The sequence below is a fragment of the Streptomyces sp. NPDC051976 genome, from assembly GCF_040680795.1.
In the GTDB taxonomy this organism is placed as follows: Bacteria; Actinomycetota; Actinomycetes; order Streptomycetales; family Streptomycetaceae; genus Actinacidiphila.
Genome location: NZ_JBFAXL010000003.1, coordinates 186,032 through 200,254, shown reverse-complemented (window position 1 = coordinate 200,254; position 14,223 = coordinate 186,032). Strand labels below are relative to the sequence as shown.

Annotated in this window: 13 protein-coding genes; 10 read left to right on the top strand and 3 right to left on the bottom strand. The window is 72.5% G+C overall.

The features are described 5' to 3' along the window. Nucleotides 1-18 precede the first annotated feature (18 nt). The 7 genes from glyA to AB0M29_RS05075 all read left to right on the top strand — a co-directional run bounded on the left by glyA (nt 19) and on the right by AB0M29_RS05075 (nt 9,842). A complete protein-coding gene (glyA, locus tag AB0M29_RS05105; RefSeq protein WP_365379081.1) occupies nt 19-1,302 on the top strand; it encodes a serine hydroxymethyltransferase in 1,284 nt (427 codons plus the stop codon). Further along, nucleotides 1,299-2,564: a sarcosine oxidase subunit beta family protein gene (locus AB0M29_RS05100; protein WP_365379078.1), complete on the top strand. Its 1,266-nt coding sequence runs from the start codon at nt 1,299-1,301 to the stop codon at nt 2,562-2,564. Before glyA ends, AB0M29_RS05100 begins: the two co-directional genes overlap by 4 nt. 12 nt (nt 2,565-2,576) lie before the next feature. After that, nucleotides 2,577-5,795, top strand: a complete 3,219-nt coding sequence (locus AB0M29_RS05095; protein WP_365379075.1) for a sarcosine oxidase subunit delta family protein — start codon at nt 2,577-2,579, stop codon at nt 5,793-5,795. Beyond that, nucleotides 5,788-6,441 (top strand): sarcosine oxidase subunit gamma family protein, encoded by a 654-nt coding sequence (locus AB0M29_RS05090; RefSeq protein WP_365379073.1) that lies wholly within the window; start codon nt 5,788-5,790, stop codon nt 6,439-6,441. The genes AB0M29_RS05095 and AB0M29_RS05090 overlap by 8 nt, the downstream gene beginning before the upstream one ends. Nucleotides 6,442-6,486: 45 nt before the next feature. Further along, nucleotides 6,487-8,457 (top strand): KUP/HAK/KT family potassium transporter, encoded by a 1,971-nt coding sequence (locus AB0M29_RS05085; protein WP_365379070.1) that lies wholly within the window; start codon nt 6,487-6,489, stop codon nt 8,455-8,457. Nucleotides 8,458-8,592: 135 nt separating this feature from the next. Further along, nucleotides 8,593-9,111 carry a SigE family RNA polymerase sigma factor gene (locus tag AB0M29_RS05080; protein WP_365379067.1) on the top strand — a complete coding sequence of 173 codons (519 nt, stop codon included), beginning with the start codon at nt 8,593-8,595 and terminating at the stop codon, nt 9,109-9,111. Further along, entirely contained in the window at nt 9,093-9,842 is a 750-nt protein-coding gene (locus AB0M29_RS05075) for a hypothetical protein (protein WP_365379064.1), read from the top strand. Before AB0M29_RS05080 ends, AB0M29_RS05075 begins: the two co-directional genes overlap by 19 nt. A gap of 110 nt (nt 9,843-9,952) precedes the next feature. Here the strand turns inward: AB0M29_RS05075 and AB0M29_RS05070 are convergent, their stop codons facing one another. The 3 genes from AB0M29_RS05070 to AB0M29_RS05060 form a co-directional block, all read right to left on the bottom strand. After that, entirely contained in the window at nt 9,953-10,237 is a 285-nt protein-coding gene (locus AB0M29_RS05070; RefSeq protein ID WP_365379062.1) for a hypothetical protein, read from the bottom strand. Between the two features lie 104 nt (nt 10,238-10,341). Then, nucleotides 10,342-11,040, bottom strand: coding sequence for a hypothetical protein (locus AB0M29_RS05065; protein WP_365379059.1), 699 nt, complete (start codon nt 11,038-11,040; stop codon nt 10,342-10,344). Nucleotides 11,041-11,189: 149 nt separating this feature from the next. After that, nucleotides 11,190-11,783 (bottom strand): TetR/AcrR family transcriptional regulator, encoded by a 594-nt coding sequence (locus AB0M29_RS05060; protein WP_365379056.1) that lies wholly within the window; start codon nt 11,781-11,783, stop codon nt 11,190-11,192. A gap of 53 nt (nt 11,784-11,836) precedes the next feature. Between AB0M29_RS05060 and AB0M29_RS05055 the strand changes: the two genes are divergently transcribed. From AB0M29_RS05055 to AB0M29_RS05045, 3 genes are all read left to right on the top strand, one after another. Further along, the gene (locus tag AB0M29_RS05055; RefSeq protein WP_365379054.1) at nt 11,837-12,766 is read left to right on the top strand and encodes a DUF2867 domain-containing protein; all 930 of its coding nucleotides are present in this window, start codon (nt 11,837-11,839) and stop codon (nt 12,764-12,766) included. Between the two features lie 21 nt (nt 12,767-12,787). Then, nucleotides 12,788-13,171, top strand: a complete 384-nt coding sequence (locus AB0M29_RS05050) for a VOC family protein (RefSeq protein WP_365379052.1) — start codon at nt 12,788-12,790, stop codon at nt 13,169-13,171. An 84-nt stretch (nt 13,172-13,255) separates the two neighbouring features. Continuing rightward, nucleotides 13,256-14,206: a MerR family transcriptional regulator gene (locus AB0M29_RS05045; RefSeq protein ID WP_365379050.1), complete on the top strand. Its 951-nt coding sequence runs from the start codon at nt 13,256-13,258 to the stop codon at nt 14,204-14,206. The last annotated feature ends 17 nt before the right edge of the window (nt 14,207-14,223 follow it).

Below are 14,223 nucleotides of genomic sequence, written 5' to 3'. Positions count from 1 at the left end.
AGTGAACGGGAACGCCGAATGAACCCGCTGAACACCCCCCTGGCGGAACTGGACCCCGAGGTCCACGCCGTACTCCGCGACGAACTGCGCCGCCAGCAGTCCACACTCGAGATGATCGCCTCCGAGAACTTCGCGCCCTCCGCGGTGCTGGAGGCCCAGGGCTCGGTCCTCACCAACAAGTACGCCGAGGGCTATCCGGGCCGCCGCTACTACGGCGGCTGCGAACACGTCGACGTGTCCGAGCGGTTGGCCATCGAGCGGGTCAAGTCCCTGTTCGGCGCCGGGTTCGCCAACGTCCAGCCCCACTCGGGCGCCCAGGCGAACACCGCCGTCTTCTTCGCCCTGCTCCAGCCCGGCGACACCATCCTCGGCCTCGACCTCGCCCACGGCGGGCACCTCACCCACGGCATGCGCATCAACTACAGCGGCAAGATGCTCCATGTGGTGCCGTACCACGTGACCGAGGAAGAGCACCTGGTCGACATGGACGAGGTGGAACGCCTCGCCAAGGAGCACCGCCCCAAGATGATCATCGCGGGCTGGTCGGCGTACCCGAGGCAGCTGGACTTCGCGGCCTTCCGCCGGATCGCCGACGAGGTGGGCGCCCTGCTGATGGTCGACATGGCGCACTTCGCGGGCCTGGTCGCCGCGGGACTTCACCCCAACCCCGTACCGCACGCCCATGTGACGACCACGACGACGCACAAGACGCTCGGCGGGCCGCGCGGCGGGGTGATCCTCACCGATGACGCCGACCTCGCCAAGAAGTTCAACTCGGCCGTCTTCCCCGGCATGCAGGGCGGGCCGCTGGAACACGTCATCGCCGCGAAGGCGGTGTCGTTCAAGGTCGCCGCGTCACCCGAGTTCGCCGAACGCCAGGCCCGCACCCTCGCCGGCTCCCGCGCGCTGGCCGAACGGCTCACCCGCGCCGACGCCGCGGCAGCCGGCGTGAAGGTGCTCACCGGCGGCACCGACGTGCACCTCGTCCTGGTCGACCTGCGGGACTCGCCGCTCGACGGCAGGCAGGCGGAGGACCTGCTCCACGAGATCGGCATCACCGTCAACCGCAACGCCGTGCCCTTCGACCCGCGCCCGCCCATGGTCACCTCGGGCCTGCGCATCGGCACCCCCGCGCTGGCCACCCGGGGCTTCACCCAAGGCGACTTCGAGGAGGTCGCCGACGTGATCGCCCTCGCCCTCCAGCCGGAGCCCGACATCGCCGCCCTACGCGCCCGCACCCGGGCGCTGGCCGACCGCCATCCGCTCTACCCGCACCTCTCGGAAGACGGAGCCGCCCGATGAGCCCCCGCACCAGCCCCCTGCGCCCTGCGGGCGTGGGGCGACCCCCAGGCGCCGAACTGCCGGAACACCCCGACTGGCTGTGGCGCACCCCGGAGCCCAAGCGGTCGTACGACGTGGTGATCGTCGGCGGCGGCGGACACGGCCTCGCCACCGCCCACTACCTGGCCAGGAACCACGGCATCACCAATGTCGCGGTGCTGGAGAAGGGCTGGCTGGCGGGCGGCAACATGGCCCGCAACACCACGATCATCCGCTCCAACTACCTGTGGGACGAGAGCGCGGGGATCTACGAGCACGCGCTCAAACTGTGGGAGGGCCTGGAGGAGGAGCTGGACTACCCCATCCTCTTCTCCCAGCGCGGAGTGCTGAACCTCGCCCACAGCCTCCAGGACGTCCGCGACAGCGTGCGCCGGGTCGAGGCGAACCGGCTCAACGGCGTGGACGCCGAATGGCTCGACGAGCGGCAGGTCAAGGAGGTCTGCCCGATCGTCAACATCTCGCCGGACGTGCGCTATCCGGTCATGGGCGCCACGTACCAGCCGCGCGCGGGAATCGCCAAGCACGACCACGTCGCATGGGGTCTGGCCCGCTCCGCGGACGCGGCCGGAATCGACCTCATCCAGAACTGCGAGGTCACCGGGCTCGACGTCGTCGGCGGCCGGGTCGTCGGCGTGCAGACGACGCTCGGGCCGATCGCCGCGGGCAAGGTCGCGCTCTGCTCGGCGGGCCACTCCTCGGTCCTCGCCGCCATGGCGGGCATCGAACTCCCGCTGCAGAGCCACCCGTTGCAGGCGCTGGTGTCCGAACTCCTCGAACCCGTACACCCCACCGTAGTGATGTCCAACGCCGTCCATGTGTACGTCAGCCAGGCGCACAAGGGCGAGCTGGTGATGGGCGCGGGCATCGACGCGTACAACTCGTACACCCAGCGCGGCGCGTTCCACATCATCGAGGAGCAGATGTCGGCCGCGCTCGAACTCTTCCCGGTCTTCGCCCGCGCGCACGTGCTGCGCACCTGGGGCGGCATCGTCGACGTCAGCCCCGACGCCTCGCCCATCGTCGGGCTCACCCCGGTCGGCAACCTCTACCTCAACTGCGGCTGGGGCACAGGAGGGTTCAAGGCCACACCGGGTGTCGGCTGGGTCTTCGCCCACACCATCGCCCATGACACCCCCCACCACCTCAACGCCCCCTTCTCGCTCGACCGTTTCACCACCGGCGCGCTCGTCGACGAGCACGGCGCGGCCGCGGTGGCCCACTAGGGAGCCGAACCCATGCTGCTCATTCCATGCCCCTGGTGCGGGCCCCGCGACGAGGCCGAGTTCCACTACGGCGGCCAGGCCCACGTGCCCTATCCCGAGGACCCCGCCGCCCTCTCCGACCAGGAGTGGGCGCGCTACCTCTTCTTCCGCGACAACCCCAGGGGCCCCTTCGCCGAACGCTGGAGCCACGCGGCCGGCTGCCGCCGCTGGTTCAACGCCGTCCGTGACACCTCCACGAACGAAATCCTGTCCGACACACCCCAAGTGTGGGCAGGCGTTCCGCAAGGCGATGGGGGTCCCCCCGGTCGGGCGAAGCCGCGACTGGGGGAGGGTGGGCACACCCCACCCACGGACGTGCAGCCTGCGACGCACCCCGCGGCGTCAAGGGGCCCCGGGGCGGAAGCCCCGGTCGTCACGCAGCCGTTCCGGCTCCCCACCGGCGGCCGGGTAACCCGCGCGGAGCGCCTCCGCTTCACCTTCGACGGCACGGAGTACGAGGGCGTGAGGGGCGACACCCTCGCCTCCGCCCTGCTCGCCAACGGCGTCATCCAGGCCGGTACGAGCACCAAACTCGGCCGCCCCCGCGGCATCTTCTCGGCGGGCGTCGAGGAGCCGAACGCCGTCATCCAGATCGAGGAGCCCTTCCCCGAGCCGATGCTGCCCGCCACGACCGTCGAGCTGTACGACGGCCTGGCCGCGAGCAGCCTGCCCGGCCAGGGGCGCCTGGCCACCGAGCCCGACCCCGCCCGCTACGACGCCGTCCACGCCCACTGCGACCTGCTCGTCGTCGGCGCCGGTCCGGCCGGGCTCGCCGCCGCGGCGGCCGCCGCCCGCAGCGGCGCGCGCGTCATCCTTGCCGACGACCAGCCGGAGCTGGGCGGCAGTCTGCTGGGCACCGGCGAACTCCTCGACTGGGCCGCGGACGTCGGCGCGCTGCTCGACGCCGCGCCCGAGGTGCGCGTCCTGCGCCGTACCACCGTCTTCGGCCACTACGACGACAACCACCTCCTCGCCGTCGAGCGCCGCACCAACCACCTCGGCGCCGCGGCCCCTTCGCACGTCTCCCGCGAGCGCGTCTGGCGGATCCGCGCCCGCCGCGTCGTCCTGGCCACCGGCGCCCACGAGCGCTCGCTGGCCTTCGCGGACAACGACCGCCCCGGGGTGATGCTCGCCGCCTCGGCCCGCGCCTACGTCAACCGCTACGGCGTCCTCCCCGGCCGCCACGCCGTCGTCCTCACCACCAACGACAGCGCCTACGCCGCCGCGCTGGACCTGGCGGCGGCGGGCGTGGGCATCGCCGCGATCGTCGACACCCGGCCGGAGCCGGGGGAGTGCGCCCGCCGGGCCGTCGAGGCCGGGATCGAGGTGCTGACCGGGCACGCCGTCACCGGCACGGAAGGCGGCACACGGCTCACCTCGGTGTCGGTCGGCCCGTACGGGCAGTCGGCCGGGACGCGTGGCTTCGCCGTCGACCTGCTGCTGGTCTCCGGCGGCTGGAACCCGGTGGCGCACCTGTTCAGCCAGGCGGGCGGGAAGCTCCGCTACGACGAGGCACTCGGCTCCTTCGTACCCGGCACCTGCCGCCAGGCGGTCGAGGTCGCGGGCAGCGCGAACGGCGTGCTCGACCTCGCCGGCGCCCTCGCCCAGGGCGCGGCCGCCGCTGTCCGCGCCGTCGAGGCCGAGGGCCACCTCTGCCCGGCGCCCCGCCTCCCCGAGGTGCCCGCCGAGCCGCAGGCCGCGCCCATGCCGGTCTTCGTCGTCCCCGGCGCCGACGACGCGCCGCGCTTCGTCGACCTGCAACGCGATGTCACCGTCGACGACCTGACCCGCGCCACCTCCGCCGGTATGCGCTCGGTCGAGCACACCAAGCGCTACACCACCGCCGGTACCGCCAACGACCAGGGCAAGACGTCCGGTGTGCTGGCGAGCGGCGTCGTCGCCGAGCTCCTCGGGGTGGACATCTCCTCGCTCGGTACGACCACCTTCCGGCCGCCGTACACGCCCGTCTCCTTCGCCGCCCTCGCGGGCCGCGACCGCGGCGCGCTCCACGACCCGGTGCGGGTGACCGCGCTGCACGACTGGCACGTCCTGCGGGGCGCGCTGTTCGAGAACGTCGGCCAGTGGAAACGGCCCTGGTACTACCCGCGCGGCGGCGAGGACCTGGAGGCCGCCGTCCTGCGCGAGTGCGCCGCGGCCCGCGAGTCCGTCGCCTTCATGGACGCCTCCACCCTCGGCAAGATCGACGTCCAGGGCCCGGACGCGGCCGTGTTCCTCGACCGGCTCTACACCAACATGATGAGCACGCTGAAGGTCGGCATGATCCGCTACGGCGTCATGTGCCGCCTGGACGGCATGGTCTTCGACGACGGCACCGTCATCCGCCTCGCCCAGGACCGCTTCCTGGTCACCACCACGACCGGCAACGCGGCCGCCGTCCTGGACTGGATGGAGGAGTGGCTGCAGACCGAATGGCCGGAACTGCGCGTCCACTGCGCCTCCGTCACCGAGCAGTGGGCCACCGTGGCGCTCGTCGGCCCCCGCTCCCGCGAGGTGCTCGGCGCACTCGCACCCTCGCTGGCGGTGGACAACGACAGCTTCCCGTTCATGGCGTGGCGCGAGGCGCCGGTGGCGGGCATCGACGCCAGGGTCTGCCGGATCAGCTTCTCCGGCGAACTCGCCTACGAGATCAACGTGTCACCGTGGGAGGCCCTCGCCCTGTGGGAGGCGCTGTACGAGGCGGGCGCGCCCTTCGGCATCACCCCGTACGGCACCGAGACCATGCACGTCCTGCGCGCGGAGAAGGGCTACCCCATCATCGGCCAGGACACCGACGGCACCGTCACGCCGCACGACCTCGGCATGAGCTGGGCGGTGTCGAAGAAGAAGCCCGACTTCATCGGCAAGCGCTCCTACGCCCGCGCCGACGCCGTACGCCCCGACCGCAAGCACCTGGTCGGTCTGCTCCCCGACGACCCCGCCACCCTGCTGCCCGAGGGCACCCAACTGGTCGCGGACAGCGTGCTTCCCGCCCCGCCCGTCCCCATGCTCGGCCATGTCACCTCCAGCTACCGCAGCGCCGCCCTCGGCCGCACCTTCGCGCTCGCCCTGGTCAAGGGCGGCCGGGAACGCCTCGGCGAGCGGCTCTACGCCCCCGTGGGCGACCGGCTGGTGCCGGTGACCGTGGCGAGTCCTGTCCTCTACGACCCCGAGGGAGCCCGCCGCGATGGCTGACACCGCCCTTTCCGCCCCGCGCCGCAGCCCCCTGGCCCGGTCCGCGGCCCGCCTCGCCGCCGCGACCCGCACCTCCGCGGGCGCGGTCCGGCTGGCCGAACTCCCCTTCCTGGCCCAGGTCACCATCCGGCTGGACGCCAAGGGGGCCGCCGCGGACGCCGTCGGGCTGGCGCTGGGCCTCCCGCTGCCCCTCGAACCCAACACCGTCGTACGCGCCGGGGAGCTGACCGCCCTCTGGCTCGGCCCCGACGAGTGGCTGGTGGTCGGACCGCCCGGCACCCAGCGGGACCTGGAGGACCGCGTCCGCGCGGCGGCCACCGACGGCGAACCCGTCGCCGTCACCGACGTCTCCGCACAGCGCACCACCCTCCTCGTCGCGGGCCCCCGCGCCCACGACCTGCTGGCCCACGGCTGCGCCCTCGACCTCCACCCCCGCACCTTCCTCCCCGGCCGCTGCGCCCAGACCACCCTGGCCCGCGCCCAGATCCTGCTGGTCGCCCGCGACACCCCCGGAACCGGATTCTGGGTGCTCGTCCGCTCCTCCTTCGCGGGCTACCTGACGGACTGGCTGCTGGACGCCGCCGCGGAGTACGTCCGACCGGCCTGCGGTGGATCGGGCCAGGGGGCGGTATATCGTCCGGCGTGATGCAGGTGGTCCGCGGCGCGCGGCCGGTGCGGAGGAGGCAATGCCATGGCCGATCGTCGGCAGGGAACCGGGTCTGACGGCGGGTCGGTGCCCGGGCCACCGGAAGCGCGCGGTCAGGGCGTCCACGACACCCTGCGGCTCGCGGTGGTGGTCGGCGCTCTGGGCGTGGTCTTCGGCGACATCGGAACCAGCCCGATCTACACCCTCCAGACCGTGTTCAACCCGAGCGACCCGCACCCCGTCCCGGTGTCCACGCAGAACGTGTACGGCGTGGTGTCGCTGGTCTTCTGGTCGGTGACCGTCATCGTCACCGTCACCTACGTACTGCTGGCGATGCGCGCCGACAACGACGGTGAGGGCGGCATCATGGCGCTCATCACCCTGGTACGGCAGTGGAGTTCACAGCGCAGCCGCCGGGCCGCCGTCGTCCTGGCCGCACTGGGCATCTTCGGCGCGTCGCTGTTCTTCGGCGACAGCATGATCACGCCCGCGATCTCGGTCCTCTCCGCGGTCGAGGGGCTCAAGGTCGTCCAACCGTCGCTCGGCAGCGGGGTCGTGCCGATCACCGCGGTGATCATCGTGATCCTCTTCCTGGTGCAGCGCCGGGGCACCGCGGCGGTGGGCCGGGTGTTCGGACCCGTGATGATCGCCTGGTTCACGGTCATCGGCGCGTGCGGCGTCTCCGGCATCGTCGACCACCCCGCGATCCTGCGGGCGCTGTCACCGAGCTATGCCCTCAGCTTCCTCTTCGGCCATTTCGGCACCGCCTTCTTCGCGTTGGCCGCCGTCGTGCTCGCGGTCACCGGCGCCGAGGCGCTCTACGCGGACATGGGCCACTTCGGCCGCCGGGCCATCACCCGCGCGTGGATGCTGCTCGTCTTCCCCGCGTGCATCCTGAGCTACCTCGGGCAGGGCGCGCTGATCCTCGACAACCCGGACAACATCAGCAGCCCGTTCTTCCTGCTCGTACCCCACTGGGGGCGGTGGCCGATGGTGCTGCTGGCCACCGCGGCCACGGTGATCGCCTCCCAGGCGGTGATCACCGGCGCGTACTCGGTCACCTCCCAGGCCGCCCAACTCGGCTACCTGCCACGGCTGCGCATCGCGCACACCTCCGAGTCCACCATCGGCCAGATCTACGTGCCGTGGATCAACTGGCTGCTGATGGTCTCGGTCCTGACCCTGGTCTTCGCCTTCCGCAGCTCCGCGGCGCTGGCGTTCGCGTTCGGCATGGCGGTCACCGGCACCATCACCATCACCACGCTGCTGTTCTTCTACGTGGCCCGCGCGAAGTGGGGCACGCCGGTGTGGCTGGTGGCGACCGGGGCGAGTGTGCTGCTCTTCGTGGACCTGCTGTTCGTGGCCGCCAACCTGACCAAGCTCGTGCACGGCGCGTGGCTGCCGCTGCTGATCGGCCTCACCGCGTTCACCGTCATGACGACCTGGCAGCGCGGCCGCGAACTCGTCACCGCGGAACGGGCACGCCATGAAGGCCCGCTGCCGGAGTTCGTCGACCAGCTCCGCAGCGGGGCGACACCGGCGCTCCAGGTTCCCGGCACCGCCGTCTTCCTCAACCGGGGCAAGGAGACCGCGCCCCTGGCCATGCGGGCCAACGTCGAGCACAACCATGTACGGCACGAGCACGTCGTGATCTTCTCCCTGCAGACCGAGCCCGTACCCCGTGTCCCCGCCGAGGAGCGGCTCGTCGTCGACGCCCTCGGCTACGCGGACGACGGGATCATCCATGTCACGGCCCGCTTCGGCTACATGGAGACACCGGACGTGCCCGGCACACTGGCGATGCTCGACCCGGCCGAGACCGAGGGCGACCTGCGGCTCGACCAGGCGTCCTACTTCCTGTCGAAGATCGAGCTGCGCCGCGGAAGGACCCGGACGATGGCGCCCTGGCGCAAGCGCCTGTTCATCGCCACCTCCTACATCACCGCCGACGCCGCCGAGTACTTCGGCCTTCCCCGGGACCGCACCGTCATCATGGGCTCCCACATCGAGGTCTAGCGCCGATCCGGGCCACTCCTTCCCACGGCCCCGCCCCAACGCTTCGCCGCCGCCGCGCGTTCTTGTAGGTGAGAGCGCGCCGAGGCGCGTGCGTCCTTCGGGACGGGACCACGGGAACGACGGGACGGGAGCCGGATGGCCGGGTGGGAAGAGGTGCTGGCCGAGCTGGTCCGGCAGCGGGGCAAGGCGCTGAAGCGGTACGCCTACCTGCTGTGCGGGAACGACGAGGACGCCGACGATCTGGTGCAGGACGCCCTGGTACGGGCGTTCGCGCGTCCGGGACGCCGGGCCGCGACGGACGCCGAGGCGTACGTGCGGCGGATCATGCTCAACCGGTTCCTCGACGCGCACCGGCGGCGCCGGAACTGGCTGCGGGTCCAACCCCTGCTGGGCCAGGCCGACATCGTCGGCGACCGGTCGGCGGAGGTGGCCCTGGAGGCGGACGTCCGCTCGGCGCTGGCCGTACTGTCCCCGCGCCAGCGGGCCTGCGCGGTGCTCCGCCACTACGAGGACCACACCGTCCCGGAGATCGCCGCGCTGCTGGGCTGCCGGCCCGGCACCGTCAAACGCCACCTCAGCGAGGCCCATCAGCGGCTGGGAGCGCTTCTCACCCGGCCGGACCTGGAGGAGGAACAGTGGAGCACGACGAAGTGATCAGCCGCGGCCTCGGCGAACTGGCCGAGCAGGCAGGACCCCCGCGTATCGACGTGACCGCGGTGACCCGGCTGGTACGGCGGCGGCGCAAGCGGCAGGGCACGGTGGCGCTCGCCGGGTGCGCGGCGGTGACCGTCGGCGTCCTCGGCAGCACCACACCGTGGGACGGCGGCCGGTCCGCGGCGACCTCGGTACGGCCGGCGTCGTCCACGTCCGCCACTCACACCGCCCCGGCACACTGCGGTGCGCCACCGCCCGGTACCGGCCGCCCACCGCACGCGGCGCCGTCGCGGAGCGCGCTGGACGCCGCGGCAGGCACGATCGAGCAGATCTCCGGCGGTGGGAAGAACGTCACCAAGGGCGGCGCGAAGCCGGGCACGTACAGCCGCTGGTACGGGGGCGTTGCGGTCGACGGCACCGCACACGAGGTCATCCTCTACCGGATCCCGGGATCGGGACTGGACCAGGCGGTGTGCTCGCGGATCCGGGAGGTGACCGTCGAACTGCGGGACGCCGTACGGTCGATGGCAGACACCCAGCGCCTCGCCGACCGGATCAGCCGCGAGGTGGCCCTCGGCGCGCACCCGGGCTTCCGGCTCTTCACGATGGCCCTCGGCGCGGACGGCACGCTGTCCTTCACCAGCGACCACCCGGACGCCGCCCGGGAAGCACTGCGCGGGTACGGACCGGGCGTGACGGTCACCTACGGCCAGGCCGTGCGGCCCGACTGACGCGCGAGGCCCGGCTGACGCGACCCGGCGCGACGGGAGGGCGGGCGGCAGTGTGCCGCCCGCCTCGCCCGTCGCCGATGTCTACTGGTGGCTGCCGGTGTGAACGGGCCTCAGGCCGCCGGTGTGTCCGGCCGGAGGGTGCGGGAGCGGGTGTGGGGGTAGGTGTGGCCGGCCGCGCTGTCGATCCAGGTGACGATCGCCGCGATGGTGGCGTTGTCGAGCCGGCGCGCGAGGGTGTGCACGGCGGTACGGTCTCCCGGCTGCGGTGGCACTCCCGCCGAGATGAGCGCGGCGTGGAGGTCCACCCACCGGGCGTCGGTGGCGGTCAGGCAGGCCGGTGGGGCGAGGTGGTAGTCGCCGTCGACGTGCGTCTGCGGGGCGTGGAGGAGGTTCATGGTGTTCCCTCTCGGATCTGGAGGAGCCGAACGGACTCGCCCTACACGACTGCCTCCGCCGGTGCCCTGGTTGCGGCCTTTCGCACGGTTCACCCATCCGGCCCTCAGACCTTGACCCGTACCTCTTCCCGTACCGTGGCCGCCAGTTCGGCCGCGTCGTGCAGCGAGGTCGGCACGGTCGCCGACGCGTCCCCCAGCCGGGGCGGGTGGGACGTGACCAGGGCGAGCGTGCTGCCGTCGCCCCAGACGCAGACCGCGTCCGTCTGGACGACCACGTCGTCGATCCGCACCTGCTGGCACTTCATGACGCCGATGGTGAAGCCGGACGGCTTGAGCTCTTCGGGGCGGCCCACGTACTGATGGTCGCCGGAGGTCGTCCGCGCCAGCAGTGCGAACCACTCGTCGACGGCCTTCTCCGGGTCGTCGAAGGTCCCGTAGAAGCCCGTGTAGGTCAAGATCCTGGCCGTCAGCCCCTTCCCCTTCTGGTAGGTCGCGCTGACGTCCTTGAGGTCGTGCCCTCCCCACGACTCGACCTCCTTGATCACCTCCTGTGGCGCCGGGTCGCTGTCGCTGCCCTTCGTGTACGTGCCGTCCACGAGCGTCGCGGGTACCGACAGCTTGTGCGGACCGGCATCGGTGAGGTGAGCGACGCCGCCCGCGTCGGAGCTGCCGCACCCACTCACCGCGAGTGCCGCGAGGACCGCGACGGAGCCGATGAGGGCGGTGGTCCTGGCAGCGGCCCCGCGGGTGCGGCCCTCCAGTGCGGGAGGTTGCGGCGGGACGGTGTGCTGGTGGTGACTCATATGGGGTTCCCCTCCCGGAGTGTTGCGGAGAGGTTCGCCGGACCCGGGGTGTCGCGCACCGCGAACCTCCCGGTACCCGACCGACCCTGGCATGCCGTCACGATCCGCCGCATCCGTGGAAACACCTGCTCCGCTACGGGGGCCGCCGGTCAGGGCGTGAGCAGTGCGTTCATCACGACCGCCAGATACGCGGGGTCGGCCGTCACGGATCCCGGTACGGCATGGGCCAGTTGGGCATGGCCCACGTAGCTGGTGTAGGCGAGGACGCCGCGCCGACGGGCCTCGGGCGGTGCGAAGCCGAGGAGTTCGAAGAGGCGGGCGAGGTAGCCGACCCGGCGCTCGGTGACGCGGGCGAGCGCGGCCGCGACCTCGGGGTGGTCGGCGGCCGCGAGCAGCCGTACCTCCAGGGGCGTTTCGGCGGCCGCGGCGGTCGCCCCGCGCAGGAGTGCGCCGAGCCGGGCGGCGGGGTCGGGCTCGGCGGCCTCCGTGGCCTCGATGATCCGCTCGGTGGACACCTCCTCCCAGCGGGCGAGGGCCGCCGCGACGAGCGCGTCACGGTTGGCGAAGTGCCAGTAGAAGCTGCCCTTGGTGGTGCCGAGGCGGGCCGCGAGCGGTTCCACGGCGACGCCGGCGAGGCCGCGTTCGGCGAGCGCTGCCAGGGCGGCGTCCGCCCAGTCGTCGGCGGAGAGGCGCTTGCGGGCGGGTGTGGTGGTCCGCTTCGGGGGAGCCGACTGCTCGTGCATGTTTCCATACGCTACCGTACGGTGGAACATACGCTCCCGTATGGAGGTGCGGTATGCGCGGCGCGCGCACGGTACGCAACGTTCACGAGCGGGTCGTCCAGGCCCCCGCCGAGGCCGTCGGGGCCCTCGTCGACCGGCTCTCCGCTGCGGACGACCCACTGTTCCCGACCCCGGTCTGGCCCGCGATGGTCCTCGACCGGCCCCTCGGCGTCGGGGCCGACGGCGGCCACGGCCGCATCCGCTACGAGGTCACCGCCTACGAGCCCGGCCGGTCGGTCCGCTTCGACACCACCGACGACGGACTCGGCACCGGCTACCACCGGTTCGCCGTCGAACCCCTCGGCCCTGGCTGTTGCCGTGTCTCGCACCGCCTCGAAGTCACCGTGAACCCCGCCAAGTTCGCGCTCTTCAAGCTCGCGATCGAGCCGGTGCACGACACGATGGTCGAGGAGATCTTCGACAACGCCGAGCGGGCCGTCCTCGGCTCCCTCCCGCACCCACCGGCCCGCCGCCCCCGCCGCGCCCTGCTCTTCAACCGGCTGCTGTGGGCGCGGCCCGCCCCCGCGCCCGTCCCGGCGCACGCCCGTCTGCTCCACGCAGCCTTCGACCGGCCCGACTTCACCGACGCCTGGCGCATGCCGCTCGCCCCCGGCATGCCCCGCGACCCGCACGCCTGGCGGCACGTGCTGCCCTTCCCCGAGCGCGGCGCCGACGGCCCCGAACTCCTCCTCGGCAAGGACGCCTCCCACCTGGACTTCCGCGCCTCGATCCTCGTCGCCGACGACTGCGTCACGCTGACCACCGCCGTCCGGCTGCACAACACCCGCGGCAGGCTCTACTGGGCGGTGGTCCGCCGCGTCCACCCGGCCATGACCCGCTGGGTCCTCCGCCGCGCCCACCGCCGCACCGCCTTCGCCTCCCCTCCCGCGGGCGAGCGGAACGCGCGAGCCGCGGTCCCGGCAACCAGGTGGCGCTCGGCGTGAAGATCAGGAAAGCTCACCCCTATGGTTTCGGTAGTGCAGAACGTGGCGATCGACTGTGCGGACGCCTATGAATTGGCCCGCTTCTGGAGCGGCGTGACCGGCCGGCCGCTCCATCCCGACGACAACCCGGGCGACCCCGAAGCCCAGGTCCTCCTCGCGGAGGGCCCCGTGCTGCACTTCAACCAGGTGCCCGAGCCCAAGACCGGCAAGAACCGCATCCACCTCTGCCTGCGCCCCGAGACCACCCGCGAGCAGGAAGTGGACCGCATCCTCGCCCTCGGCGCCACCTTCGTCTCCGACCACCGCAACCCCGACGGCTCCGGCTGGGCAGTCCTCGCCGACCCCGAGGGCAACGAGTTCTGCGTCCTGCGCAGCGAGTCCGACCGGGCGGCCATGAATTCCTGACAGTCGGTGTCGTTCTCGGCCGCGGCCTCGCTGTGCGGCGGCTCTCCTTGAGTCTCCCGCAGGGGGAGACCGCAGGATGGGGTCATGAACGGTGAATCAGCGTCCTTCCCCATCGGTGAGCTGGCCCGCAGGACCGGGCTGACGGTCAAGGCGATCCGGTTCTACTCGGATTCGGGGATCGTCACGCCCGCCGGGCGCAGTGCGGCCGGATATCGGCTGTACGGGAGCGAGGCCGTGGCCCGGCTGGCGCTGGTGCGGACGTTGCGGGAGCTGGGGATCGATCTGCCGACCGTCCGGGGACTCATGGACCGGGAGGTCTCGCTGCCGCGGGTGGCGGCCGCCCACGCCGAGGCGCTGGAGGTGCAGATCCGCACGCTGCGGCTGCGGCGCTCGGTGCTGAACGAGGCGGCCAGAAGGGGTTCCACGCCCGAGGAGCTGGAGCTGATGCACCGGCTGGCCACGCTGTCGGAGGACGAACGCCGTCTGCTGGTGGGGGAGTTCCTCGGTACGGTCTTCGACGGGCTGGACAGCGGTCCGGTGTTCACCGCCGCGATCCGCTCGATGACGCCCGAGTTGCCCGAGGACCCCACGACCGAACAGATCGCGGCGTGGGTGGAGTTGGCCGAGCTGCTGCGCGACTCCGGTTTCCGCGCCGTCGTGCGGAAGATGGTCCGGAACGTGGCGGCCGAGCGGGAGGCCGACGGCGCCACCGGGGTGCCGCGGATCCTCGCGGAGGTCGTGCGGAGCCTGGCCGAGCCCGCGTGGGCGGAGGGAGTCGACCCGCGGGCGCCGCAGGCGCGGGGCGTGGCCACGGCGCTGGCCGCGCACTACGCGCGAGTCGTCGGCCGCTCCGACAGCCCGGCGCTGCGCGAGCAGTTGGCGGCGTATATGGAGACGATGGACGACCCCCGCTGGGACCGGTACCTGCGTCTCCTCGCGGTGGTCAACGGCTGGCCGCCCCAGGCCGGCCTGGCGCCCGTACTGACCTGGGCGGTGCGGGCCCTGCGCGCACCGGCCGTCCCGGCACTGCGCTGACACCGCCGCCGGGAGGC